Source organism: Halobacillus sp. H74 (assembly GCF_052246715.1).
Classification (GTDB): Bacteria; Bacillota; Bacilli; order Bacillales; family Halobacillaceae; genus Halobacillus; species Halobacillus litoralis_A.
On record NZ_JBQQCI010000007.1, the window covers coordinates 142,286 to 167,013 of the forward strand.

A 24,728-nucleotide genomic window follows, 5' to 3' on the forward strand; every position below is an offset into this window, starting at 1 on the left:
CCTCAAGTGGAATGGTCAAAAAAAGCAGGAAAGAAAGGTGGCAGGACTTATGTTTGACACTGAAAAATATTTTAATAGAAGCTACGTGCACTCCAGAAATGAATTCCGCAAACATTTATCTACCATCAAAGAAAAGTGGCCGTCTGCAGAATTATACACTCAATCGATCGGCAAAGAAGAAGACACTACCATTGATGTCATTTATTCTGAGGCGAACTCTTCTAATAAGCAAGTCCTCTTTTTCACCACAGGGGAACATGGAATTGAAGGATATGCCGGAGCAGCGGTAGTTCATTTATTTGTTGAAGAATATCTGAATCAAGTCGATCCACAATCGACAGGCATTTGTTTCGTCCATGCGATCAACCCGTGGGGGATGAAGAATTTTCGCCGTGTCACTGAAAATAATGTGGATTTGAACCGCAATTATTTTTTAGAACAAGGCACCGTACCTGAAACCGTAAACCAGTACTACGCAAAAGAGAGCGAAATTTTCCAGCCTAATGGGGTAGTGAAAGATATAAAAAAAGAAAAAACAGCTTTATATGAACAGCTAAGCAAAGGGATGATGAATGAAGGACACAGCGGTATCAAAACAGCGAAAGGCATGGGGCAATTCGAATTTGAACGGGGCGTTTATTACGGTGGTACTGATGAAGAAGAATCCACAAAGTACATGAAGGAATGGCAGCTTAAATTACTGACCACCTATTCCCGTGTCATTCATATGGACTGGCATACCGCACTTGGACCGACAAATGAAGTCACCATGGTCATGTCAGAACATGACGAACGGGAAGAGGAAGAACTGAAAGCACAATACGGAATGAAGAACATCAAAAAATTCACCCCGAAAAATGTAAAAGGAGATTCTACTAATTATTTTCATAAATTAAAGAAGGAAGTAAGCCCGGATACAAAACTCTTCTCCGCCCTGTTCGAATTCGGCACTTTTGGGGCGGATAAAAAAGCAGAGCTGCGTGAACTCACTACCATCATTCTAGAAAACCAACTGTACTGGGAAGGAGCTGTGCATGAGGAAGATCGACAATGGATTCTCGAGGAATTCAATAACATGTTTTATCCTGAGGAGGAAGCATGGAGAGAAGCGGTATTAAAAGAAGCGCGTCTGGCCATTGCTTCTGTCCTTAAAGAAGAGGGCCTCCTCTTACCAGCTTAGTCAGTGAATCAATGGAAATAATCTAAGATCAAATGTAAACAGGTGAAATCCGACCAAACAAGAAAACGCTCAGATGATCTGAGCGTTTTCTTGTATATGGAATTTTCCGCTAAAACATGCAAGGGATCTTCCACACACTTAAAATGTGGTTATCTGTGTTGGTCTACAAGAATAGGGTTCCCATCTGGATCCTCAATTGTAAAATGGGCTGGTCCTTCCCCCTATTAACTTTTGAGAGTCTCCCCTCCAGGTTACTGTGCAGAATTCATCCACCCCTCCTATTGAAAGCTAGGCAATTTCCAATCAAACCATCTTCCATGCCCTTCTGTATCTCCAATCGTTCTTTCTTCTTTTATCCCATTGATAAATGAAACCATATGCAATTTCCGATCGCTTATATTATTGTAAATATGGAAAACATCTCTTTTACTGCCGATCCTGCTCACTTTTTGCAGCAACTCTGTTTTTACTGCTTCCGGCATCTGGTTGGCCACATGGGTATGGAAGATACATAGCACATCATCTTCAGAGGGATTGCCGGCTAAATCTGAAAGCATTGCCACCCCGTCCCCCTCAATCAAACTTGGAGGATCGAGTCTCAACTGTTCCACCGCTTTGTCGAAGGTGAGCAGCCTTTCTGTATGTTCCGGCCAAATAAGTGCTTTCAACCAAAGAGACTCCTCCTCATCGGTTAAGTCGCAAATCTGTAAATCCACCCCTATCCGGTCTTTAACCAAAGGCGGAGCCGGAAGGAAATCAGGCACACTTCCTTCCCGAACCTTTGAGGTCAAATGAACAACTGAGTTTTCATTCCCATAATTTTTTCCGGTTCCATATGAGTAAGAGTATTGATCCCACAACAATTGCAACCCTGCGCTTGAACCAATTTCGATTAAAGAAAGCGGCTTTTCAGTCTTTTGATGGATATGACAAAAGACTGGATAGAGATATGCACACCTCCCCACTTCATTTGTTTGCACAAGCTTGGTCCGTAACAATGCAATTATTTCTTCTCTATATACCTCACAGAAATCCTGAAAGAATGGGTAAGGGGCTCCCTCCTGCACCGTTTCAGCCGCAATACTTGGATAAAACGCCTGCAAGTGATGCTGCTTCCCTTGCAATAAAAGGTAATGAACGGATCCGAATAATAGATTAGGGATCGGCTGGCCTTCTTGAGCGTGAGAACATAAATTTAATAGCTCTTCATCCTCAGCGATTTCTAATGCTAATGTTTTGTATAATAGACTCGAGCCTTCGCACTCGATTGCTGCAAAATCCTCAAATATTTTTTTCAGCTGATTGGTATCCAATACCTTTCCCCCTATCATTTAAATGCTTGTCAACGTTAAAGGTCAGTTCCATTTTTTCAGAGCCGCCCATAACCCTTTCAATTTCCGTTCGATAGGATTGCTCGCATTTGTTTGCTGTTTTTGCCATTCATTGTAACTGGCGATCCCGATCAGGATAATGCCTGCCAATAGCAGGTAGACCCACCACGGCATATTGCCCCAATAAGGCCTCGTTTGATAAAGCACATTGAATATCAGGACGCCCATTCCTACAAAAAAGTAAGATTTGATTCGCCACTGCATACCGGCAATCATTGAAAGCAGCGACAGTCCACCGATGATCCATGCGTCCCAGATGGTGTGACTTCGGATAGCATCAATAACCAAATAGGCAGCAATGAGCAATAGCACTGCAAATTGAACGTGATTCATTATCGGTGCATATTCTTTCCATGTCCTTTTTTTCAAGAAGAAAAGAACGACGAGAACAGGTAAAACCAGCAGCTCTGCTTCTATCAAATCCGGTATCATATGGCGATGATCAACCAGTCCGACAATATAGCTAGCATATAAACATCCGGCACCAGCTGTATGGAAGATCTTCTGCAGTATAGCCTCCGACCATTTGCCGGCATTGATGAAGAGCCACAAGCTGAGAAGGAGAAGCGGAGTAATCTGAATCCAAACATTCTCATCCATCATAGTTGTGAGGTTCGTGTAAGCAATGTACACAAGCGCCGTCCATGAATAGGCATCCACTTCATATTTCGGGCTGATCAAATATTTATGAAAGTAACGCCCGGCTGTGACAAGGACGCCGACACAAATCACCATGATGGTAAGGAAAGTGAGCCTCTCCCAATCCATGCTTACCTTTTCCCATAAACCGATCGTCAGGATTAATGGAATGAAACGGGCAAGTGTCCACCCTCTCCGGTGTAAAAAGAAAAGGATCAGCACTGCATAGCCAAGGACAACCAGCCAGTCAAGGGAGAACCATCGGCCTGGCTGGTTTATGATCACCATTAGCCCGATTATTGAAAATGGAATCAAGTACCATTCAATCCTGCGACTCCATTCTAATGGTACTGCTCCCCACAATACTGCAAAACAAAGACTAGTTAAGATATAGACATATTCGGACGGTGTCGATAGGCCCCATCCGTAAAAGTCTTTACTTGTCAGTATCATGACAAAGAATGTTGTCATACCCGCGTACAACATCAGCCTGGTTACCCTTTCATGCTTGGTATCCAGTGAGCTGAATACATATAAAGCTAACGGGATAACCAACACCCATGGCTGAACATTGCCAATACCCATTTGATCTAAGTAATAAACAGCAATCAGCAATGGCAGTAATCCATGTCCAAGCCAATAAAAGTACGGCCTGATCCCCGGCCATTTCTTCTCTCCTAACTCTCCGATGCCAACAAGAAGCACCGGTGCAAAGACAAGATAGATGAAATGGGCGGAGAATGAATTCAACGCTAATGTATCCATCAGGGAAGCATAAAATGCCAGGGTGACCAGGGATACGAGCATCCATAAGAATGATTGTTTTGCAAATTGGACCAGACTGTACAGCATGGCAATTCCAACCAGCAGGATCAACGGTCTGACCACATCCCCTTCAACTTTAGTGTGGTTCAATAGTAAGACCATACCAAGACTGTAGGATACCTGGCTGACGTAAAAAGTCGCTGTGGAAAGCTCCTTTTCACTAACCTTCTTCCAGCCTAAATGAACAATCAAAAGCAAGACACCAATGACCGCATAATGAAAAGGCATGGAAAGACTTTCTTCATAGCCTGGAAACCTGTCACTCATAGGTTCATAGATTATAGCACCTGCCAGGAGCAAAGTGATAGGCTGGCCCCAAACAGCAGTTACTTTGATATCGTGGCTGCCGTGCTTCTTTTTCACCAGATAGCATTGGATGCTGACGAGCAGTAACATGAGTGCACTGTAACCATAAATCATCTCATACAACGCATAAACGACTGATCCAGCCATCACCATCAGACATAAATGAAATGTACTTTCCTGAATCACCTTCAACCAGGTATTTTCTGTCCATAAGCCGACATACACAAGCACCAGTGAAGCACCTGCAAATAAGAAAAAGAACAGTGGACCTGTTTCGGTCAACTCCCATAGCTGCCAAAGGGTAATAAAGAAAAACACTGGTGTCATGTAAAGGAATACCACGTATCCAGTTAAATTAGCAAGGAGCAAATAATTGGCGGTGATGATGACATAGGCTGCCAACAATACCCAGGAACCTTCTTCTCCTCTTAATAAAATGCTCTCATAACTGATATAGACAAAAGCGAAAAATGAGACGACACCACTCGTGTATCTAAAGACTTTTTCCACAAACTTGTGGTTTCTGAAGGCATAGGCAAAACCTATATAAATCAATCCCACCAGTGCATACACCGTCAAGTCCAGCGACTGGAGAGGAGAATGTTCCACCAATTGATAAATGGCGTAAACAACCATCACCGAAAAGACAAATTGGTATTCTTTCGTTTTATAGACGAAGACCATCGCCATGTATATACCAGCCGTCAATAAGAGATTGAAACTGTAGAACACTTCACTCTCAAAGAAAAACAAGAGAAGCAGGGTTGATAATACAAGGTTCATCTGAGCATACAGGGGAAATTCTTTCATGAATAACTGCCATTTCTCTGAATCTTTGAAACGCACATGAAAAACGAGCAGCCCTGCATTAAAGACCATCAGCAATAAATAAAAAACATCTGTAGCTAATGGAAGAGCCCCAAGTGCAAAACCTACTGATAACGATAGAAACAGAAGGGAAATCCACACATATAAACGCGACTGATGGACAAAAGCAATCCGAACATACAAGGACAGTGGGAGAAATGCACCTAAGAAACCGAGCAGATACCTGCCCTCTCCGAATAGAGATAAATAGCTTCCCAACAACTCAAAGTAACCGATCGCCACAATGGCAATAGGAATTAACAAACTTCCAAGAGTTAAGAAAGCAAACGCCGTTTGTGTAATCTTCAGGAATCTTCCAGTCACATAACTAAGCCCGAAGAAAAATAACGACACAAACGCCAGCGAGAACACTTTCATTCCCGCTCCCATCTGATTCCACTGACTCGTAGCGACAATCAGCCCTGTAATCAGCAACAGTGATACACCTAAAATCAATGACCAGGTGATGTTCCGTTCACGGATTTCTTCTGCTGATTTTACTTTTTTCACTTTCTCAGGTTTTGCTGGTTCCGGCTTAGTCTCCTCCACCGGTTCAGCTTTATCTGCTTTCATAGCCTTTTTCTGTTCTTGCAGAGATTGTTGCTCATTGATAAATGAATGGTGCGCCTCTAGGACTCTCCCATATTCATCATCGGACAAATAACCTTCGTTCCATAAGTGGACAAGTCTTTCCTTGAAAACCGCCTGTCTTTTTTCTTCTGATAAATAAGACACATTGCTCCCCCTTTCGCCCAATTGTTAAGTGTAATATTACACCTTAGCAACACTTAAATCAACCTTTATTTTCCATATTCATATGTAACACCAATGAAACTATGAGCCAAGATCCTTTTCTAGAAGTGTCTGTTAAATGGAGAAAATAAGAACTAATAATAGAGATGCAGCAGCAATAAATGAAAAGCCCGCCATCGGTTTACTTTCAGTTCTGCTGCACCTGTCACGAGCATCAAAGTACCAGGAAATAAAAGCATATAAGGAAGTGTACTATCATTTCCAGGGATCAACACATAGGTGGAAATTCCGATACATATGACTGCCAAAACGATTCTGGTGATTGCTAACATTTTCCCATCTCCTGAAGTTCATTTTTCCTTCCTTTTATCTTTTAGTCAGATACGAGAAGGATAAAATGAGTCCAGATCCGTATAAACCTAATGCAATATAGGCAGGGAGCAAATGGGTGAACGTTGTATATCCAATCATGATATGGACGAATATTCCTGCAGCAAAAGCCGGGATGCCGCCAATAAGAAACATCCACCATAACCATCGTTTTCCTTCATGAAACCCCCAGAGTGCAGCCATTAGCACGAGCGATCCTACACTGATCAAGGCACTACCGAAACCTGCCCGGTCATGGGCAACGACGGGAATCAGCCGTTCATTGAAAGCCTGGATCATTTCTGGAGGCATGCACAGGTACTGGATATCCGTCGGGATAAACACACTGGATACCCCGATTACCGAAATAATGATTCCCCCCAGTACAAAAGCAAACCCTAAAACTACGAGACAAAATTGGCCATATACCCCCAGTTTCCATGCACGACTATTCTTCCGGTTCGGTGAGGAAGGGGTTTCTTTCAATCCACGTGATTGAATCGCCCCTGTCATATACATAGGAAGGAGAACGAGCCAAAACAATAGATGCAGCCAATCGAAATATCCATATCCTATGAAGAATAGAATGCCTGCAAAACCTGTAATAGCTGCAAAGTCAATGGCTTGCCTTGCCCACCTTAGACCATGACGGACGCCGAATCCAGCCAACATCATATAAATAAAACCCCCGGAAATCATTGTTCCCGCCAAGGTCATGCGATCGTGTTTCATGAACCAGATCATTCGCTCATTAAATAGCAGCAGCTCTTCTCTTGTCATTCCTAAAAAATGTTCATCATATGGAAGAATGACCGAGGTCAAACTGAACATCAAGGCAAGGAGGCCTCCGAGCAAGATCGACAGCCCAAAGATAAAATACCAGTTCCACCCTGTATCAGGAACCTCCCTCTCCCCTTTTTCATCTATAAGAGCTTCATAGATCCGCTTCGGCAAACCAGGTCCTGTATCGATGTATTCACCTGATAATAGGAGCAGGTCAGCACCCTCGTCCAACAATTCGATCGCATCCGCAGGTTCACGGATTCCACCGACCGTAATTTTATGTAAGCCCGGGTATTTCTTTAAGCTATGCTTATGATTTTCCTTATTGATCACGGTATCTTCGCCTGCTTGTTCTTCCAGTATAATTCCAGAAAGCCATTTAAGCTCATCCTCAAGTTGAACATCCTCCACCAGATGGCTTGGGACCCTTACATAAAGAGGTTTATATTCATTCAGGAGCATCAAGTCTGTCGGATGCAATTCCCTTTTCATTTGTTGATAAGAAATACTATAAAACCCCTCGTAAGGCTGTAATTGGCCAGCCAAGTGCATGATTTCCTCTTGCGAACCCTTCAAGTGAAAAAGAAGCGGCTGGCTGATATTATCCCGCACAAGATGATCCAGCGTCTTTTGCAGTCCTATCGATTCGCCCCTGGCAGGGAAAGCGATGGTTCGATTCGCGAGCCTTCTTTTCGGATATAATGGACGTCGTTCTTCCTCTAATGTGACGGGTCCGATTTCTATGAACCCAAAGCCTAACTGACTAAAAGCTTTCGTTCCGGATAACTGCGGATCCATCTTTCCGGCCAGTCCAACAGGTCCTGAAAAAGGAAGACCGTTAATGGAAGTGTGCAGCCGGTCCGAAATCTCTTCTCTTCCTAAAAAATGAATGAACCCGCTCCCCCCTGGTAAAGAAGCGATTCGGTTCATGTTTTTATGTATGAATTCTCTAGAAGCCTTTGTTGATAACTTCTTCAGCCAGGGTTTGAATAATACATGATAGGACCAATCCGGCATATAATCACCCTCTCCATAAAGAAAAAGAGATACCGGACACCGGCATCTCTTAAAGTTTATTTAATCGCGTTAGGACCATGAAGCATCCGGTTCGTCCGGTGTGTCCCGTAGCGATCTTTCAGTTCAAGCCGCTTTAGCTCACGCTTTAATTTGTTGTAGCTTTTCAGCCGATCAGCTTCCAGCTCTCCTTCATCAATGGCATGGAGTACTGCACAGCCGGGCTCCTGTTCATGTCTGCAATCTCTGAATTTACAAGCAGCGCTCAATGATTCAATGTCGGAAAACGTTTGATCAATCCCTTGCTCATCACCCCACAACTGAAGTTCACGCATACCCGGAGTGTCTACGATGTAAGTGCCGTTTGGAAGTTGAAACAGCTCCCGGTGGGTCGTTGTATGACGTCCCCGATCGTCTTCTTCTCTTACTGCTTGCGTCGATTGGATCTCTTCACCCAGCAAACCGTTGATCAGCGTGGATTTTCCGACACCTGAAGAGCCGACTAGTGAAATGGTTTCTCCAGACCGTAATTCCTGGCGCAGCTCTTTCATGCCATCTTTCGTTAAATTATCGATGGCATAGACAGGCACACCTGGGGCGACCCCTTCAACTTCAGCGATTTGTTCTGCAAAGTTTTCGCACAAGTCCTTTTTCGTGCAGACGACTACAGGTCGTGCTCCACTTTCATAGATTTGCTGCACATAGCGTTCAATTCTACGTAAATTGAATTCCTGAGTCAACGCGGTCACGATGAAAACGGCTTCGACATTCGCAGCAATCACTTGCTCACTATGGCTTCCGCCCGCTTTCTTCCGCGATAAAACCGTCTTACGTTCAAGCACGCGTTGGATTTTGGCTCGTTCTCCATTTTCATAAGGAGCGAATACGACCCAATCCCCAACAGCCGGGTAATCACGGTCCTGTTCCACTGTATAGTGAAAACGACCAGAGACCTCCCCATTCATTTCTTTATCATCTGTTACCACAGTGTACAGTCCATGGGTGAGGCGAGAAATACGTCCGACCTGTTCACCGCTTGCTACCTGTTCTTCAAAAAATACATCAAAATCATTCCGTTTCATTTCATTCCTCCTGAGATTTCGGAGGACGTTACGAGTGATGTCCTCCGTGATTGGTTGTTTGTTGGATGGGAAATTGCTTGTTTGAATTCGTCATAAAACATCACTCCTAACTTTTAGTTACATATAGTATATCAAAGAAACCTGACTATGTTTCATTTTTTCCGTAATTATCCACCTGCGGATATTTTTTCACTATGAATCCCTTTGATTCGATGGATCTGCCAGTCAGAACCATTTCGTTTTACAATCAAATAGATCGGGAATCTCTTAATTGGGCTAACGACAAGAAACCGCCAAAACTAGACGGTTTTCACTGTTGAAACCCCACTTCACGGCATGGTAGTATTTATAAAATAGAAAATATTCAGATAAAAGGGGGGTTAGCTCTTGGAGTTTATTGAACTTAATTCTTGGATAGCGCCAAGTCTACTGTTTATGACTCTTGTTGCAATGGCCGGGTCCTATTTCTGCTTCAAAGCAGAGAAGTATTTTATGCTGATGGGATTCGGTATGGTTCAAACCCTCATAAGTACGCTGTTTGCTGGCAGTATCGGACCCGTTCTCTTCGGGATAGGGTTGATTCAGTTTTATGTAGGGATCGTCAATATAAAAAAGGTGAAAGCTATGAGTCATGAGTAATCATGAGCTTATAGAGCTTTCACCTTTTTTTCTATATATGAACACAGGTGTCCTATGGTTGAGAGATGTTCAAACTCTTTCCCGTCAATAAAATCATCCTCTTCCGCTATGAGATCCCAGTGCTTCCCAAGTGCCTTAATCGTTTCCATGAACTTCCCTCGGTCAGCCTTATACAATCTTCTCAAATCCATATCCGTAGTCAGATATTCAGAAGGGTTTTCATAATTTTCATCAATATACATATGAACATAGAAGACCACACTGCGATATACAGCGACAACCAACCGATCATCATGGAGCTTCTTTTCACTGCTTTTCTTCAATTGATAATCGTTGAAGTTGAACACTTGCGCCACTTTTACCACCTCACACACCAATACTTTATTATATATTCTTCATTCATTTACAAAATCCTTCATGGTTCAATGTTTTTCTGAAAACTAAACCATTCTATTGTTGTGGTATCCTGTAGAAAAGAATAATTTCTAAGTGAGGGGAATCATGATGTACAAAACATGTCTCATCATAGTATCATTTTGCTTCATCCTCATCGGCTGCAATAATAATGCTGATGCAGAGGATGAAGATCCAGCGAAGGTCCACGCTGTAGAAGAAGGTGAAATAAAGGTTGAAAAAGAACCGGCGACAGAGAAGGCTGAACAAAAGCTACAACTGACGGTACAGGGCAATTCTTATCCATTCCAATTCAACGATTTTCCTATTCTGTCTCAATATGTTCAAAATTTCGACCGGCCTGAAGAAACGTTGCAAAACCTTCCCTTCGTCCAAATAAAAGAAGACCAATTCTTCGTCGAGTTCGCCTGTCATGAAGAAAGGTGTTCCCATTTACTGCTTGACTTCGGTGAAAAAAATTCCTTTCTTCTGAGTGACTTGAGTGCATGGAGGACTACAAAAATCTCTCCCGACAACCAATATGCAGCTTTTCTTTTTGAACGTGCCACTGCTGAGGGGGCAAAACATCAACTGACTGTTGTAGACTTATCTACTTTAGAGCCTGTCGAATTGGAAGCTGCCGACAATCAACTTTTATTGAAACCGAATCATTATCAATACACGATTCATGATGTTACTTTTATGGATGAAGAACAGTTGAAAATCATAAGTACTCCCATGGATGCTGGTGAAGACCCGGCCTACGTAACCTCCATGTGGAATTATCAGTAGGAGGATCAATGATGAACGAAACGATTGAAACTATACTTAAACACCGCTCCATTCGCAAATTCAAAGATACAGCGATAACAGAGGAACAATTAGACGCTATCCTTTCCTCTGCTCAACAAGCTTCCACTTCCAGTTATATGATGGCATACAGCATCATCGGCGTAACCGATGAAAAGAAGAAAGCCCAACTTGCTGAAATCACCGGCCAAAACTATGTGAAAGACAATGGCCATCTGCTAGTCTTTTGTGCTGACTTACACCGCCATACCTTGAATGCCACACCTGAACAATATGAACAAATGACACCGAACCTGGAAAACAGCGAGCATTTTCTAGTCTCTGCGATCGATGCTGCCCTTGCTGCTCAAAATGCAGCGATTGCAGCGGAATCCATGGGACTTGGAATGTGCTATATCGGAAGTGTCCGTAATCAATTGGACCGTGTGGATGAAATCCTCTCCTTACCGAAGCATGTGATTCCGCTCTTCGGCATGGTACTCGGCGTTCCTGACGCGCAGCCCGACCAGAAACCGCGTTTACCGAAGCAAGCCATTTATTTTGAAAATGAATACCGTGATCATAAAGAAACCTTGAACGAATTTGATGAATCGATTGCCGCTTATTATCAATCCCGTAAAACGAACACCCGCCATGACTCGTGGACAGACCAGATGCTCAGACGTTTCACTAATCCGATGCGGATGGACGTCACAGGTATCATCAAAAACAAAGGATTCAACAAACAATAATGGAATATAATTCAATCCACGAAACGATAGCTCTCCATCTGAAAAGCGCAGAAAATATTGCAGTCCTGACAGGAGCAGGGGTCTCGACTGCGAGCGGCATTCCTGATTTTCGCTCAAGTGAAGGGTTATGGGCGGAAGATCAATCGAGAGAATTTTACATGTCCACTGATTATTTTTTCCATGATCCTGAAGACTTCTGGAAAAAATATAAAGCCATTTTCCGAATGAAACTTTTGAAAAATTACCGACCGAATGTTGTACACGAGTTCATACAAAAGCTGGAAAATCACGAACGCGGCGTTTCTGTCATCACTCAAAACGTCGATGGGCTCCATACATTGGCTGGAAGCTCAAACGTACTTGAATACCATGGCACCCTCAATCGATCCAGTTGCCCGAATTGTGGCCGCTCCTTCTCACTGGAAGAAGTAATGAAAGTCCAAGTACCTAAATGCGACAGCTGCGGGCATGTACTGAAACCAGATGTGCTGTTGTTCGGTGACATGATCACAGCACACGACGAAGCAGAAGCGATGATCAATAAAGCGGACCTTTTACTCGTTATGGGCACATCCCTTCTTGTGACTCCATTCAATTTACTGCCATACTACGCATTGGATCAGCAACAGACAACATCTGTCATCATCAACAACGAACCAACAGATAAAGATCATTTATTCGACTATGTACTCCATGAAAATTTGACCGAAGCCATTGAACGAATCGACCAAATGATGTAACAAAAGCGCAAGCGCCTTGTTCAGCCTCGACAAGCTTAAGACGATCCTCGCCGTGACGGCCTTTGTCACAGAGAGGATTGACTTAAGACCTCGAGAGGCTAGGCGCTGGAGCTGGATGACTCAAAAGCGCAAGCGTCCTGAAAGACACGACAAGCATAAGACAAGCAACGAAGTGGAGTGATCTTTCTCCACGTAGTTGATTGACTTATGACCTCGAGTGTCTGGACGCTGGAGCTGGATGACTCAAAAGCGCAAGCGCCTTGGTCAGCCTCGACAAGCTTAAGAACCTAGGTAAAGTGAGCGATCTCCTTTCACTAAGCACAGCTACTATATTTGATAATTCCTGAATCAGCAAAAAGAAGCGCTCAGAGCTTTTCACAGCTCTGAGCGCTTCTTTAGGTTCACGTATGCGAACAAGATAGGAACCCGCCTGAAAACTCTGGGCACCTCTCCCGATGACTTAAGTTTGTTCTTCGACTGGCTCGTCAAACAAGTCGGTGAATTTCGCTACATTTTCATAACTGAATTCAAATGCCATTCTTACCTCACCGAAACCCGGCTGATAAAAATAACCTTGAACTTCATAACTGCTTTGATTCTCTCTGACCTTCGTAAGATGAAAATACCGTTGAAGATATTGTGCCATCTCTTCCAGTTTTTTGTTCCGCACTTTAATCCATTGTTCTTTTAGTTCTTCTGTGGGAAAGTCAGATTCTTTTAACATTCGCTCACTCCTCTAGGGAAATACAAATCTCTAAAACTGTGTTTATAGACATTATCATATAAGAGGTTCGACTTATTTTCAACTGCTAACCGAGATAAAAGTAGGAGTTTTGGTCACCGTATGTATGGATCCTGAAAGGGTTCAACCGGAAGAAAGCGCCTCTCATGCTGATTTTAAAAGGTACAGCTTAAAAATCAGACGACAGATGACGCACACGACTCTTAATAGAACCGTATGCGTTTTGACCAATACCTATTCGCTTTTTCATAAGTGCTTTTAATCTATTTCCAAATCGCCTTATATTTTTTTGCGTATTTCGTATCCTCTACATTTTCAATTAAATCCAGGGCTGTTTGCTTAATGTCCTCTTCTTCCAAATGGTCATAAAGCTGTCTCATATTCTGGAGGATATCTGATCGGATGAGGGTATAATTTTTTTCTTCTGTGCAATTTTGAAAACGGTGTTCCATGTATTCCATAACCATATCCCGCTGCTCTCTGCCAGCCAGCCCTACCTTCCAGATCGACTGTAAACTATGTCTAGCTGTAACGAACTTTTCGTCTTTCGTTACCTCCCATAGCTTAGGGAAATCATTCAGCATCCTTGCTTCCGGATCACTTTTCGCTAAATTCGCCAGATACTGGGCAGCTCTTGACCGTTGATGGTTATCCTTATGAGTCAGATCCTCCAGTAATTGATCCCACACTTCATAAGCCCAGTCAACTTCGTGTTCTGTCTCATTTAAAATGTTATGGTACGCTTCATAACGTTCTTGTTTATCTTTTGATTTGGATTTTTCGAATTCTTCCTCCATCTCACTATTCATTCTCATTCCTCCCAGCACTCTATGATTCCTCATTCATTGATCTACGAGCAGTTTACTGAATGAGGGATGTTCGTTTCGTTCCTTGTGATTATCCTTTGTAGCTGATTTTTCCTGTTTCCACCAGTTCCTTCAGCCCCATGAACATTAAATTCCATCCATGTTCAGTGCCATCATGGTACTCTCCAAGAGCTTTCTCAACATCAGTTTTTGTCCAGTCATCTTCATGAGCTACATGAATCAGTTGAGTGAATGTCATTTCACAGCCCTGCTGTATTTCTTTTAATTCCACTGTTATAATATCCTCCAATTCGCTGAACTGGGGCATTTTAAACGTAAATACTAGCTTTTTGGGAGGATCCACTTCAAGATACTTTCCAATCGCACGATAGTCCACGCCATCCCGATGGTCGATCACTTCCCATGTACCTCCCTCTTTAGGATGATTTTGTGTCAGCTTATTTGTTCCTTCCAATGTGAAAAACCATTTTCTCATCATGTCAGGATTCAACCATGCATCGAAAACCCTTTCCGGTGCTACACCGAACTCTCTTTTCATCTTTAAAGTTGTAGTAGATAAATTTTCCATAAAAAATCCCTTTCTCTTATTTAATGTTCGTTCTTTTTCGCTTTCCATAACTCCTCTTCAAGAATATCGAATCGCTTACTCCAGAACTGTTCGTACACTTGGAGCCATTGAGAAGCTAAGGATAAAGTTTCAGCATTGAGCCGGCAGATGTGGTTCCTCCCTTCTATCTTCCGGTGAATCAAATTCGCTTTTTCCAATACTTTAATATGTTTTGAGGCAGCGGCTAAGGACATGTCAAAAGGGGCAGCCATTTCTGAAACCGAACGTTCCTTCTCAGAAACGAGACTGACCATTTTTCTTCTGGTAGCGTCCGCAAGAGCATGAAAGATTGCATCTAAATTTTCGTTATTATGTTCAACCATATGGTTAATTATATCCTTTCCTATCAAAATAGTAAACCGATCGGTTGAATAAAAGCATTCATTCACCTCCTATTGGAAACTGGTCTAACAATGCATAAAAGAGATGCCTTCGACAAGGAATGTCGTTGGGCTTTCTCTATGGAAACGACTCCTAATGATAAGCTTGCTATTTCCTTCTATAAAAAAAGCTCTCAGCCTGCACGATCCAGGCTGAGAGCAAATCATTCATGATGTGAAACGTTCTGGTTTCTTCGTTAAGGTGAAAAACATCACGGCACCAATGGAAGCAGTGATAAATAACGTCGCCCCCATCGGGACAGCTGTCGACTCATCAAGGCCTACAAGTGGAGAAACGGTCGCTCCGAATAATAGTGGCAGCATCCCCAAGACCGCGCTTGCACTTCCTGCCCTGTGCGCCTGGTGTTCCATCGCCAGCGTGAAGGTACTCGTCAACACCATCCCCATTGCTGTCATATAAATGAAGATCGGAATGACCAGAGATGCCAGTGGCCCTTCAATAATTGTCATGACTAAAAGGAAGAGGGTGGCACTGACAGCGATGATGATCGCAGCACGCAACAAGCTTCTTTCATGGATGATTCCACCTAACCGGCCGATCAGAAAACTCCCTGTGATGATCGCTAGACCATTGATACCGAACAACACACTGAAAACTTGTGGCGATACCTCATAGATACCCTGGTACACAAACGGTGTTCCTGATACGTAGGCGAAGCTTCCTCCGTGCACAAAACCGATGGTCAGGGCATAACCAATGAACGATCGATCCTTAAACAAACGACCGATGGTGCGGAAAGACTCCTTGATTGAACTGGGAATCCGTTTCTCGACAGGCAGGGTTTCTTCAAGCTTTATCGTCACCGTCAAAACGATCAACAATCCAAGAAATGCCAAGAAATAAAAGATCGTTTCCCACGTCGCAAACGGCAGCAGCAGTATCGCTCCCCCTGTCATCGGTGCAATCATCGGAGCCGTTGCATTGATGACCATTAATAATGCGAAAAACTTCGTCAGTTCCCTCCCTGTAAATACGTCGCGCACAACGGCACGGGAAAGAACGACACCTGAAGAAGCAGTGAACCCTTGTAAGAAACGCGCAATGACTAGTATGGTGATATTCGGAGCCAACGCACAAAGGAGCGAGGCAAAAGCAAATAAAGAAATGAAAACAATCAACGGCTTTCTTCTTCCTTGTGCATCACTCATTGGCCCGACGACAAGTTGTCCGACTGCAAGTCCAATCAAACACGAAGTCAAACTTAGCTGGACGAGCGATGCGTTTGTTTCGAGGTCTGATGCAATACCGGGAAAGCTCGGTAAATACATATCAATATTCAATGGCCCAAGGATTCCCAGCATTCCGAGAAGAAAAGCCAGGGCCAAGCGTTCTTTTCCTATTGGGTTATGCAGCATAATACTCAAACACCTTCCTGATTGACTCTACAATTTTCCGTTCCTTGTAAGGTATCCCCACCTTCTCCTATCTTTTAAACTATGATTTTATCGCTTTTCATTCATAAAGTCTATGTTCTTCCCCTGATAGGGAATAAATATTCCTCGGCTTAAGACAAACATTAAAAATAGTAGTTCAATTAAGGAGCGCACACCTTCGTGTGGCCCCGATAACTGAACTACTGATTTCTTTCTGTTTTTCATTCAAATTTGCGAAAAATCCCCTACATCTTCGGAGGCAACTGAAAAAACCTTCTCAATCCAGAAGAGTTGTTAAAGTTTGTTGTTGCTTCTCACGAATCGCTTGTCGGTGGAGGCTTGCCGCGGGCACGGCCTCAGCTAACTTGGTCAAGAAGACCACTTGACCAAGTGGATCTTCGGCTCGCGCTGTTCCCGCAGGCGTCACCACCGAACGCTCCTCGTGGAAGCAACGAGGCCTATCTGAAAAGAGTGATTTTCTTTGATTTATATATGTCTTATCGAAATAAAGAAGCCGAGTTGAACGATTAAATCGTCCTGCCCGGCCTTTCTTTGATGCATAACTCAGAAAGTTGCAGTTCTTCAGTGGCCTCCATCTTCGCGGGTTTTGTAAGCCAACAGTTAATGTCGCTTTGCCCACTCTCCCAAGTCAGTCATTCACTTACCTCGGCAGGCTGATATTACACTCCTACGTAACGATTGTACAACTTCTTCGCTTTTGTCACATCGTGGACTCCATGAATCAAGGTTCTTCCCCCTTTGAAAACAACGAATCTCACTCCTTCTACCTCAAAGATAAGAAGTTCACCATTCTCTTTACGCTTTGTAGTCACAGCTGCCAGATTATTATTCAATTCCTGAAGCGATCGAGTTCCAGACTCCTCTGGTCTGACTTGAATGGTGTCTCGCCCGCAAAGAACCGCCGTCTGCATCCCTTTTTCTTTTTGTAAATAGGGATAATCTGCATTTTCAGAACATGAAAGACAGTGGGGGTCTAAAAGATTCGTAACGTTGATGGAAGAATGCTCCCCTTCCCACACATCAAAGTAAATGAATCGGGAAGAAAATGGAGAACCGGTAAGATACTTCAAACACTCGGTCGTTTGATAAGAAGCTGCAATTTGTACAGCCGGCCCAATGATACCAACCGTATCGCATGTCCCCCCGTTTTGAGGTACATGTTCAATCAGGCATTGCAAGCAAGGAGTTTCCCCCGGCATAATACCGAGGGAAACCCCATGACTTTGCAAGCAGCCGCCGTAAACCCATGGGACCTTATGTTTTGCTGTAACATCGTTGATGATAAACCGTGTATCAAAATTATCCGTGCCATCAAGGACGATGTCCACATTCTGTATCAAACGTTCAGCATTTTCTGCATGAAAATCTTCAGCAATGCCCTCTACTACTATTTCTGAATTGACAGCTTTTAACCTTTCCTCGGCAGCGTTTGCTTTCGGGCGTGTGTGGGCTGCATCTTCTTCTGTATAAAGCTGCTGTCGCCCCAGATTGCTCCACTCGATGTAATCCCGATCGATAAGTGTCAATTTGCCGACCCCTGCTCTTGCTAACATTTCTGCATTGGCACATCCCAAAGCCCCTGCGCCAACGATCAGCACATGTTTACGTGAGAGGAGTTCCTGGCCTTCATTTCCTATTGCTGAAAAAAGCTGCTGTCGTGAATAGCGGTCCCTCATCATTCCATCATCCCGTATTCCGGGCTGCTTTTTGTCGCATATGTTTTTTGCTTAATTCTGCCTGCTTCATAACCTAAACGCCCGGATCGGATGGCTAACTTCATTGCCTCGCTCATCTTGACAGGATCATCCGCTCCTGCAACGGCTGTATTCAACAATACGCCATCTGCCCCAAGCTCCATAGCCCATGCTGCATCTTTAGGGGACCCTATTCCTGCATCAACGATCACAGGGATTTCTGATTGTTCAATGATAAACTGAAGATTGACCGGGTTTATAATGCCCTGCCCAGAACCGATTGGTGAAGCCCCAGGCATGACAGCATGAACGCCCTCCTCTTCTAAACGCTTGACTAATACAACGTCATCAGAGGTGTATGTCAACACTGTGAATCCTTCACTTAAAAGTTGTACAGACGCTTTCATCGTTTCAAAAGGATCAGGAAGCAAAGTTTTATCACAACCGATCACTTCTACTTTAATCATGTCACACAACCCGGATGCATAAGCAAGACGAGCCATCCGCACGGCTTCTTCAGCATTTTTTGCTCCAGCTGTATTCGGAAGTAATGAGTACTTTTCTAGATCAAGTGCTTCCAGCAAGTTAGGCTCATCAGCATCAAAAATGTTCATCCTTCTTACTGTGAAGGTCAATATCTCAGTCTCTGAAGCTTCCACTGCTTCTTTCTGCATTTTGAAACTAGGGTATTTGCCAGTCCCTAACATCAATCGTGAATGGAAATGTTTAGCACCTATTTTTAACATGATTATCCTCCTCCTACAAAATGAACAATTTCAACAGCGTCTCCATTGGAGAGCTTTGTGGTTTCATAAACATTTTTACTGATGATTTCCCGATTAACTTCCACAACCGAAAACACTTTCTTCACTTTATATACATCGAGCAAATCAGCCACTGTCGTTTCCTGTTCTGATAACTGCAGGTCTTTCCCATTAACGCGAATATTCATAACGGCTGCCTCCTTCTCTTTGAAAGCGTTCCGGTGAGAACATTTCCTTAAGCACATTAGGAACTGTCTTTCCTGAAATCATGTCTTTGATGATTTGGCCGGTGGCAGGAGCTAGCAAGATTCCATTACGATAATGACCGGTGGCAAAATACAGCCCCTCCATTTCAGGATGCTCACCGATGATCGGCCTGCCATCGACAGAACCTGGCCTAATCCCTGACCAACATCCATGGAATGCTTCCTCTTGTAAATCAGGGAAAATGGAGAATACATCATTCATCAATTTTGATAACCCCCCAGCTGTTGTGGTCGTGCTTCGGTCCTCAGGAATGGTAGTCGCCCCGATCACAAGGCGTCCATCCAGCTTTGGCACGAGGTAAAAATTGCGGAAGAATAAGGTTTCATTTACAAAGTGCCTGTTAGGTTTGATGGAAAAACATTCGCCTTTTGTCGGAACCATAGGGTTTGAAAGACTAGTTCCAGTAAACCAACGACCGCTTTCAGCCCCTGAAGCCACTACAATCTTTTCAGCAGTGAGTGAACCATTTTCAAGGTGGACTTTAAAAGACCCTTTTGATTTTTCTATCCTTACTACCTCATTATTCTCAAGCAGATCTCCACCATGAGCTAACGCCCCTCGCTTAAAGGCTTCACAAGCTTGTGTGGGTTCAACATGTCCATCCTCTTTCATGAATAATGCTCCAGATGCTTTTTTTGTAACGGCAGGTATCCGCTCTCTTAGCTGGTGACCCGAAAGATACATTAAGTCAGGAAACAGGTCCCTTTTTGCGAGCAAATCATCGTGATGTCGTGGATCTATAGCAATTTCCAGCATCCCGAATTGTGAAAAGCTGATATCTATTCCTGTTTGTGCGTATAAGTCCGTACTTAATTTTTTATACAGATTTCTGCTATTCTCACAAAACTGGTGAAAAGCACCTGCTTCTTTATTTTCTGTATGCACCCCGAGCATGCCGGCAGCTGCCTTTGTCGCTCTATTGCCACTTGTATTCTTTTCCACCACTAACGAAGAATGGCCACTTTCACTCAAATAATAGGAAACCGAATGACCTATGATTCCCCCACCGATAACCAACGTATCTATGTGCTTATCCATCATAAAGCCCCTTCCTTTTGTAACGATCCGCCGCTTCCAGAGGATCTTCAGCACTGAATATCCCAGACATGACCGCGATCCCTTCCACCCCTATCGCAGTCAATTCTTTCACTTTTCCAGGATCAATTCCCCCGATTGTCACCACTGGAATACTGAGCACCCCAGTAAGGTTGGCGACGTTTCCGATTCCTCTAGGAGCCCTTCCTTTTTTACTGCTTGTGGAATAAACGTGGCCATACATGACATAATCCGCTCCTTCCTCTTCTGCTTGTATAGCTGCATCTATGGTATGTACAGATACACCTATAGTGAGATGCGGATAGATTTTCCTTACCTTGTTGACTGCTGCCCCATTTTCCGGAAGATGAAGATGATCAATCCCCGCCAAACCCGCAACATCCATATGTTTATGAACACAAAGCTTCTGTTTAGGAACTCCACTTTCCAGCAAGTTCCTTACAAAAGAAAGATACCCAGAAACCGTCTTTTGTTTTTCCCTCAGAATGATGAGGTCAACAACCTCTGCCAAATCAAGAATGGTTCTTACCAAATCTGTTTCTTCCATTTCTCCATTAGTAACGGCAACTAATTTCACAACCTCACCTCCTCAACAGGAATATAAAAGCCATCTCCCACACTCGCAGAGCTAAACAAAATTTTTAACCAAAAAAATGCCACCTTCCCGGAGGAAAGTGGCATGACCTATTTTATTACCAACATGAAAATGCATCCATTTCACGTGTGAAAATACAAAGGCTTTGTCACTTTCCTCCGCTGGTTTTAATGCCAGTTCAGGTTCAAAGAGTCTCGAAGTTCCACTTCAATCTCAGCCTTTAAGTAAAGGCACCCCTAGTGAGTAATTCATTAAATTTTATTGTTGTCACTTTAACCTTACAATATTTTGAAAGTTCCGTCTACCGTAAGTAAGTATCTTTTCGGTCAATTCTACTTCATTCATCTAATAAAGCCAACCGAAAAACTTAAAATCATATTACTGAACTTATCATCGATTACAGGAAATCTGATTGTGATTCTCATCAAAAATGCCCGCTTCAAAAAAGTGACCATTGAAAAAACCTTTTCAATCTGGAGGAGCTGTTAAAGTTTATTGTTGCTTCTCACGAATCGATTGTCGATGGAGGCTTGCTGCGAGCATCACCCACCGAACGCTCATGGACGTGTAAGAGCCCGTATGTCTCATCGAAATAAAAAAGCCGAGTTGAACGATAAAATCGTCCTACTCGGCTTTTTCTTTGATGCATAACTCAGAAAGTTGCAGTTCTCAGTAGACTATCAAAATAGGCGGTTTAGCATTTAGATCCTTTATTCAACGTTGCATTGGTTAAAGCTCAGGATTACTGCTGTTTAGATTGTTTGCGGAGGAAGACACCTGCCGCTGCGATTGCTGCAAGAATGGATGCATACAACCAGATGTTGCTATCTGACGCTGTGCCGCCCATGCCTGTATCCGGCATTTCCTCTGGCATTTCTTCACCCATGAACTTATCAGGGTATGCACCTACAATCCCAGTGGAAAGAGCTTTAGATGCACCGAACATATGAGCATAAGAATCTCTTAGAGTCATGTAGGTTTTCTCATAGTCTTCAGCTGCATATTGATCAAACGTATTGAACAAGTAATCGGCATGTTGCTGCAGACTTGGAGCCAGTTTATCTGCACTTATCTCGCCTTTAGTACCTTGCTCAAGGAACTTAGCGAATGTTTCACGATAATCTTCCAACGCTTTCATGGCTTCTTCTTTCTTCACTTCATCATCATTTCCTGTCGCTTTTACATAAGAAACGAAGTCATCGATGTGCTGTGTCCATATGTCATTGAACTGGGAACCAGCTTCTTCACCAAAGATGGACGTAATCGCTTTCGTCAAGTCTTCTGTATTATTTGAAAGAGCTTTAGCGGATGCTTCAAAATCTTCTGATCCATCAAGACCATTTTGCATCGCCATCGTAGCTAGTCCAACATGTTCACTCAAAAGGTGGTTCAGGTTAGAACGAAGGTCGGCAGCTGGAGTGACAGTTTTCGTATTGTTGAATTTATCCGGGAATTGATTAACGATGGCACTAGACATCCCTTTACTTACGCCATACATATGCTCAATGGCTTTACGCTCTTTCATATACGCTTCTTCATAATCACCTGCTACATATGCATCAAAAGCACCGATCAACTGGTTGACGTGCATTTGCAAGCCTTCAGCAAGACCATCTGCTTTTAAGCGGTTTCCGGTCGCTTCTGAAATAAATTCAGAGAAGTCCTCACGATACTGGTTCAATTCATCCAATGCCATTTGTTTTGCTTCTTCATCTTCATTTCCTGTCGCTTTCACATAATCGACGAAGTAACCAATGTGAGAAGACCACATCTCATTGAACTTCTCACCAGCCTCTTTGCCATATACAGATTCAATAGCAGCTGTGAGGTCATCAGTGTTGGATGATAAAGCAGCAGCAGATTGTTCAAAATCCGATGCACCCTCTGCTCCTTTTCTCATTGTTTCAACAGCCAGGTATGCATGCTCACTGAACAAGTTGTCCAGCTGGGATCGCAACTCTACTGCTTCCGTTTGAGTTTGTGGAATCTTATGTTCTTCAGCGTTCACGATATCCAAAGACGTAGGGAGTAACAGACTTGCACTCATTGGTACGACTAATAGAGCTTTTTTGAAATTCATGATTCATTCATCTCTCCTTCGTTTTTGTTTTTTCACATAGCTATCGGACAGGTATCATTTATGGATCACTTTTTTATGAAAAAAATTAACTTTTCTCTCGTTTGCTGTCTTTTTTCCTGTGTTGACAGGGTTTATGGAAATAAATGATAACCCTCGGAATTTTTCAGCAGATCAGAGGGAGAGAAAAAGTACGGAGATGTTTTATCAATAGCACAAAAAAACCAACCTGATGGAGGCTGGTTTTGGATAAATATATGATGTTTGAATTAATAAGCGTAAAAAGGATTTTATCGGCGTAACTGCAAAAAGGTTCAGCCTAAATAGGTTCTCGGGTCCCTTATGTTTTTCCTTGAGTGGGGCAATTTAATAGTGGGGTGCTCAAGTTGTGCAACTGTTTCTCTTGTACTCAAACAGGTACAATGATGATGACAAACAATACAAAAAGGGGAGGATCATATGAAAGCTGTACAAGTAACAGGTTACGGTGATGTAGACAAATTAGAGCTCGTGAAAAAAAAGGTGCCGGAACCGAAAAGTGGCGAAGTACTCATTAAAGTGAAGGCTTGCGGGATCAATAATACTGAAATTTGGATGCGAGAAGGTGCTTATGGATCAGGTGGTAAGTCAGGCTGGCGGCCGGAAGGTGTACAATTCCCTCGCATACCAGGATCAGACATCACTGGTTGTATTGAGAAAACAGGAAGTGAAGTGGATGAAAGCTTAATAGGAAAAGATGTCGTCCTATTTCCATTCACATCAAGCGGCAAAGAAGGACTTGAGCATATCTCAGAGGATATGTCCTTTATCGGTTCTGAATACGATGGAGGATATGCCGAATACGTAACTTGGCCTGCTGACCTATGCTATGAGATGCCTCTATCCGATCCTATTGAAAGTGCCGTCTTCTCTGTAAGCGGAATGACTGCCTGGCATATGGTGGAACAAATCCAAGCAAAGCCAGAGGAAACAATCATGGTGACCGGTGCCAATGGCGGTGTAGGTTCGCTGAACGTCCAAATTGTTGCCAACGTATTCGGGGCTAAGGTCATCGCGATTGTCGGAGATTTGAAGCTTGAGGAAAAAATGAAGGAATTAGGAGCCACCCACGTGTTATCGTATAAGTCTGATAACCTAGCTGAACAGATCATAGAAGTAAACGGCGGACCGGTCGATTCTGTCTTGGATGTAGTAGGCGATGCCTTATTCAGCACTTCCTTGCAAGTACTCAAAAAGGGAGGAAAATTTTGCACTTCTGGTTCAGCAGGTGGGCAAAAAACTGAGCTTGATTTTCGAACCCTCTACTTGAAACACATCACTCTGTACGGTTCTGTTCTAGGGACAAGAAACGAGTTCAAGCGCATGCTTGATGCTATAGAAGAGGGTAAAATCAAACCGGTCATTGACCGCACATTTCCACTAGAAGAAGCCCGGGAAGCTCAAGCCTATTTTAAAAATGCAGGCAAACTCGGGAAGATCGTCCTCATCCCATAAATCTTTTGAATGAAGGGGGGTAACGACAGCATACAAAGGCTTGCAGAGTCGCTTGTCCTCCCCCTTCACATTTTATATAGAGGAAGATCCATGTGCCCTCACCTTCACCAGCCTGATAAATACTAATTAAACCATCCCCTGCCTGCCATTCAAACCTTTCTCCCCCCTCCTGCATATCAAACCGTTCTTCTATTCTCATCAAGGAAACCTTCTTATTCAAACAGTCCTCCTGGCTATTTCGTCCCATTATTCTATTAAATTTTGCAAATATTTAAATTTGTTTATAT

The 24,728-nt window shown here is 43.2% G+C and carries 25 protein-coding genes and 1 riboswitch; of the genes, 6 read left to right on the top strand and 19 right to left on the bottom strand.

What is annotated here, in order from left to right; translation table 11 throughout:
- The first annotated feature begins 49 nt into the window (after nucleotides 1–49).
- Nucleotides 50–1,180, top strand: coding sequence for a M14 family metallopeptidase (locus ACTWPX_RS16410; RefSeq protein ID WP_443120661.1), 1,131 nt, complete (start codon nucleotides 50–52; stop codon nucleotides 1,178–1,180).
- Between the two features lie 278 nt (nucleotides 1,181–1,458).
- Here ACTWPX_RS16410 and ACTWPX_RS16415 read toward each other — a convergent pair whose 3' ends face one another.
- The 5 genes from ACTWPX_RS16415 to rsgA all read right to left on the bottom strand — a co-directional run bounded on the left by ACTWPX_RS16415 (nucleotide 1,459) and on the right by rsgA (nucleotide 9,209).
- On the bottom strand, nucleotides 1,459–2,511 hold the full coding sequence (locus tag ACTWPX_RS16415; RefSeq protein WP_443120662.1) for a DUF2332 domain-containing protein: 1,053 nt from the start codon (nucleotides 2,509–2,511) through the stop codon (nucleotides 1,459–1,461).
- A 24-nt stretch (nucleotides 2,512–2,535) separates the two neighbouring features.
- Entirely contained in the window at nucleotides 2,536–5,943 is a 3,408-nt protein-coding gene (locus tag ACTWPX_RS16420) for a hypothetical protein (RefSeq protein ID WP_443120663.1), read from the bottom strand.
- Between the two features lie 152 nt (nucleotides 5,944–6,095).
- Nucleotides 6,096–6,293 (bottom strand): hypothetical protein, encoded by a 198-nt coding sequence (locus ACTWPX_RS16425; RefSeq protein WP_443120664.1) that lies wholly within the window; start codon nucleotides 6,291–6,293, stop codon nucleotides 6,096–6,098.
- Between the two features lie 34 nt (nucleotides 6,294–6,327).
- Nucleotides 6,328–8,130 (bottom strand): dihydroorotate dehydrogenase, encoded by a 1,803-nt coding sequence (locus ACTWPX_RS16430; RefSeq protein WP_443120665.1) that lies wholly within the window; start codon nucleotides 8,128–8,130, stop codon nucleotides 6,328–6,330.
- Between the two features lie 56 nt (nucleotides 8,131–8,186).
- A complete protein-coding gene (gene rsgA / locus ACTWPX_RS16435) occupies nucleotides 8,187–9,209 on the bottom strand; it encodes a ribosome small subunit-dependent GTPase A (protein ID WP_443120666.1) in 1,023 nt (340 codons plus the stop codon).
- A 387-nt stretch (nucleotides 9,210–9,596) separates the two neighbouring features.
- On the opposite strand from rsgA, the gene ACTWPX_RS16440 reads away from it, so the two are divergent.
- Nucleotides 9,597–9,848: a hypothetical protein gene (locus tag ACTWPX_RS16440; RefSeq protein WP_443120667.1), complete on the top strand. Its 252-nt coding sequence runs from the start codon at nucleotides 9,597–9,599 to the stop codon at nucleotides 9,846–9,848.
- Nucleotides 9,849–9,856: 8 nt separating this feature from the next.
- Here the strand turns inward: ACTWPX_RS16440 and ACTWPX_RS16445 are convergent, their stop codons facing one another.
- The gene (locus ACTWPX_RS16445) at nucleotides 9,857–10,204 is read right to left on the bottom strand and encodes a hypothetical protein (RefSeq protein WP_443120668.1); all 348 of its coding nucleotides are present in this window, start codon (nucleotides 10,202–10,204) and stop codon (nucleotides 9,857–9,859) included.
- A 148-nt stretch (nucleotides 10,205–10,352) separates the two neighbouring features.
- Between ACTWPX_RS16445 and ACTWPX_RS16450 the strand changes: the two genes are divergently transcribed.
- The 3 genes from ACTWPX_RS16450 to ACTWPX_RS16460 are packed head-to-tail and all read left to right on the top strand — an operon-like array spanning nucleotide 10,353 to nucleotide 12,522.
- Entirely contained in the window at nucleotides 10,353–11,033 is a 681-nt protein-coding gene (locus ACTWPX_RS16450; RefSeq protein WP_443120669.1) for a hypothetical protein, read from the top strand.
- An 11-nt stretch (nucleotides 11,034–11,044) separates the two neighbouring features.
- Nucleotides 11,045–11,782: an oxygen-insensitive NADPH nitroreductase gene (gene nfsA / locus ACTWPX_RS16455; protein WP_281975164.1), complete on the top strand. Its 738-nt coding sequence runs from the start codon at nucleotides 11,045–11,047 to the stop codon at nucleotides 11,780–11,782.
- Nucleotides 11,782–12,522 carry an NAD-dependent protein deacylase gene (locus ACTWPX_RS16460; protein WP_443120670.1) on the top strand — a complete coding sequence of 247 codons (741 nt, stop codon included), beginning with the start codon at nucleotides 11,782–11,784 and terminating at the stop codon, nucleotides 12,520–12,522. Before nfsA ends, ACTWPX_RS16460 begins: the two co-directional genes overlap by 1 nt.
- Before the next feature lie 460 nt (nucleotides 12,523–12,982).
- On the opposite strand, the gene ACTWPX_RS16465 is transcribed toward ACTWPX_RS16460, so the two are convergent.
- The 12 genes from ACTWPX_RS16465 to ACTWPX_RS16520 form a co-directional block, all read right to left on the bottom strand.
- Complete coding sequence (locus tag ACTWPX_RS16465) at nucleotides 12,983–13,246, bottom strand: hypothetical protein (RefSeq protein ID WP_128523022.1); 264 nt, start codon at nucleotides 13,244–13,246, stop codon at nucleotides 12,983–12,985.
- A 281-nt stretch (nucleotides 13,247–13,527) separates the two neighbouring features.
- The gene (locus tag ACTWPX_RS16470; RefSeq protein ID WP_443120671.1) at nucleotides 13,528–14,073 is read right to left on the bottom strand and encodes a hypothetical protein; all 546 of its coding nucleotides are present in this window, start codon (nucleotides 14,071–14,073) and stop codon (nucleotides 13,528–13,530) included.
- Between the two features lie 88 nt (nucleotides 14,074–14,161).
- Nucleotides 14,162–14,659 (bottom strand): SRPBCC family protein, encoded by a 498-nt coding sequence (locus ACTWPX_RS16475; RefSeq protein ID WP_443120672.1) that lies wholly within the window; start codon nucleotides 14,657–14,659, stop codon nucleotides 14,162–14,164.
- A 20-nt stretch (nucleotides 14,660–14,679) separates the two neighbouring features.
- Nucleotides 14,680–15,021, bottom strand: coding sequence for an ArsR/SmtB family transcription factor (locus tag ACTWPX_RS16480; RefSeq protein WP_443120673.1), 342 nt, complete (start codon nucleotides 15,019–15,021; stop codon nucleotides 14,680–14,682).
- Between the two features lie 225 nt (nucleotides 15,022–15,246).
- Complete coding sequence (locus tag ACTWPX_RS16485) at nucleotides 15,247–16,455, bottom strand: Bcr/CflA family efflux MFS transporter (protein WP_443120674.1); 1,209 nt, start codon at nucleotides 16,453–16,455, stop codon at nucleotides 15,247–15,249.
- Nucleotides 16,456–16,750: 295 nt separating this feature from the next.
- Complete coding sequence (locus ACTWPX_RS16490) at nucleotides 16,751–16,903, bottom strand: hypothetical protein (RefSeq protein WP_443120675.1); 153 nt, start codon at nucleotides 16,901–16,903, stop codon at nucleotides 16,751–16,753.
- 250 nt (nucleotides 16,904–17,153) lie between these two features.
- Nucleotides 17,154–18,170, bottom strand: coding sequence for a ThiF family adenylyltransferase (locus tag ACTWPX_RS16495; protein ID WP_443120676.1), 1,017 nt, complete (start codon nucleotides 18,168–18,170; stop codon nucleotides 17,154–17,156).
- Entirely contained in the window at nucleotides 18,170–18,934 is a 765-nt protein-coding gene (locus tag ACTWPX_RS16500; RefSeq protein ID WP_443120677.1) for a thiazole synthase, read from the bottom strand. The genes ACTWPX_RS16495 and ACTWPX_RS16500 overlap by 1 nt, the downstream gene beginning before the upstream one ends.
- 2 nt (nucleotides 18,935–18,936) lie before the next feature.
- Nucleotides 18,937–19,140, bottom strand: a complete 204-nt coding sequence (gene thiS, locus ACTWPX_RS16505) for a sulfur carrier protein ThiS (protein WP_443120678.1) — start codon at nucleotides 19,138–19,140, stop codon at nucleotides 18,937–18,939.
- Nucleotides 19,124–20,257, bottom strand: a complete 1,134-nt coding sequence (gene thiO / locus ACTWPX_RS16510; protein WP_443120679.1) for a glycine oxidase ThiO — start codon at nucleotides 20,255–20,257, stop codon at nucleotides 19,124–19,126. The genes thiS and thiO overlap by 17 nt, the downstream gene beginning before the upstream one ends.
- The gene (locus tag ACTWPX_RS16515) at nucleotides 20,250–20,852 is read right to left on the bottom strand and encodes a thiamine phosphate synthase (protein WP_443120680.1); all 603 of its coding nucleotides are present in this window, start codon (nucleotides 20,850–20,852) and stop codon (nucleotides 20,250–20,252) included. The genes thiO and ACTWPX_RS16515 overlap by 8 nt, the downstream gene beginning before the upstream one ends.
- 154 nt (nucleotides 20,853–21,006) lie before the next feature.
- Nucleotides 21,007–21,118: riboswitch (TPP riboswitch) on the bottom strand.
- Between the two features lie 494 nt (nucleotides 21,119–21,612).
- Nucleotides 21,613–22,950, bottom strand: a complete 1,338-nt coding sequence (locus tag ACTWPX_RS16520; protein ID WP_443120681.1) for a copper amine oxidase — start codon at nucleotides 22,948–22,950, stop codon at nucleotides 21,613–21,615.
- Between the two features lie 456 nt (nucleotides 22,951–23,406).
- On the opposite strand from ACTWPX_RS16520, the gene ACTWPX_RS16525 reads away from it, so the two are divergent.
- Entirely contained in the window at nucleotides 23,407–24,441 is a 1,035-nt protein-coding gene (locus ACTWPX_RS16525; protein WP_443120682.1) for a zinc-binding dehydrogenase, read from the top strand.
- Here ACTWPX_RS16525 and ACTWPX_RS16530 read toward each other — a convergent pair.
- Nucleotides 24,431–24,661 carry a hypothetical protein gene (locus tag ACTWPX_RS16530; RefSeq protein ID WP_443120683.1) on the bottom strand — a complete coding sequence of 77 codons (231 nt, stop codon included), beginning with the start codon at nucleotides 24,659–24,661 and terminating at the stop codon, nucleotides 24,431–24,433. The genes ACTWPX_RS16525 and ACTWPX_RS16530 overlap by 11 nt on opposite strands.
- Nucleotides 24,662–24,728 lie beyond the last annotated feature (67 nt).

What these genes read in the sequence shown, in the direction of transcription:
- ACTWPX_RS16465 (WP_128523022.1), bottom strand. Translation starts at nt 13,246, where the DNA reads ATGTTAAAAGAATCTGACTTTCCCACAGAAGAACTAAAAGAACAATGG.
- rsgA (WP_443120666.1), bottom strand. Translation starts at nt 9,209, where the DNA reads ATGAAACGGAATGATTTTGATGTATTTTTTGAAGAACAGGTAGCAAGC.
- ACTWPX_RS16430 (WP_443120665.1), bottom strand. Translation starts at nt 8,130, where the DNA reads ATGCCGGATTGGTCCTATCATGTATTATTCAAACCCTGGCTGAAGAAG.
- ACTWPX_RS16525 (WP_443120682.1), top strand. Translation starts at nt 23,407, where the DNA reads ATGAAAGCTGTACAAGTAACAGGTTACGGTGATGTAGACAAATTAGAG.
- ACTWPX_RS16460 (WP_443120670.1), top strand. Translation starts at nt 11,782, where the DNA reads ATGGAATATAATTCAATCCACGAAACGATAGCTCTCCATCTGAAAAGC.
- ACTWPX_RS16495 (WP_443120676.1), bottom strand. Translation starts at nt 18,170, where the DNA reads ATGAGGGACCGCTATTCACGACAGCAGCTTTTTTCAGCAATAGGAAAT.
- ACTWPX_RS16450 (WP_443120669.1), top strand. Translation starts at nt 10,353, where the DNA reads ATGTACAAAACATGTCTCATCATAGTATCATTTTGCTTCATCCTCATC.
- ACTWPX_RS16425 (WP_443120664.1), bottom strand. Translation starts at nt 6,293, where the DNA reads ATGTTAGCAATCACCAGAATCGTTTTGGCAGTCATATGTATCGGAATT.
- ACTWPX_RS16485 (WP_443120674.1), bottom strand. Translation starts at nt 16,455, where the DNA reads ATGCTGCATAACCCAATAGGAAAAGAACGCTTGGCCCTGGCTTTTCTT.
- thiO (WP_443120679.1), bottom strand. Translation starts at nt 20,257, where the DNA reads ATGGATAAGCACATAGATACGTTGGTTATCGGTGGGGGAATCATAGGT.
- ACTWPX_RS16475 (WP_443120672.1), bottom strand. Translation starts at nt 14,659, where the DNA reads ATGGAAAATTTATCTACTACAACTTTAAAGATGAAAAGAGAGTTCGGT.
- ACTWPX_RS16415 (WP_443120662.1), bottom strand. Translation starts at nt 2,511, where the DNA reads ATGATAGGGGGAAAGGTATTGGATACCAATCAGCTGAAAAAAATATTT.
- ACTWPX_RS16500 (WP_443120677.1), bottom strand. Translation starts at nt 18,934, where the DNA reads ATGTTAAAAATAGGTGCTAAACATTTCCATTCACGATTGATGTTAGGG.
- ACTWPX_RS16410 (WP_443120661.1), top strand. Translation starts at nt 50, where the DNA reads ATGTTTGACACTGAAAAATATTTTAATAGAAGCTACGTGCACTCCAGA.
- thiS (WP_443120678.1), bottom strand. Translation starts at nt 19,140, where the DNA reads ATGAATATTCGCGTTAATGGGAAAGACCTGCAGTTATCAGAACAGGAA.
- ACTWPX_RS16480 (WP_443120673.1), bottom strand. Translation starts at nt 15,021, where the DNA reads ATGGTTGAACATAATAACGAAAATTTAGATGCAATCTTTCATGCTCTT.
- ACTWPX_RS16520 (WP_443120681.1), bottom strand. Translation starts at nt 22,950, where the DNA reads ATGAATTTCAAAAAAGCTCTATTAGTCGTACCAATGAGTGCAAGTCTG.
- ACTWPX_RS16470 (WP_443120671.1), bottom strand. Translation starts at nt 14,073, where the DNA reads ATGAATAGTGAGATGGAGGAAGAATTCGAAAAATCCAAATCAAAAGAT.
- nfsA (WP_281975164.1), top strand. Translation starts at nt 11,045, where the DNA reads ATGAACGAAACGATTGAAACTATACTTAAACACCGCTCCATTCGCAAA.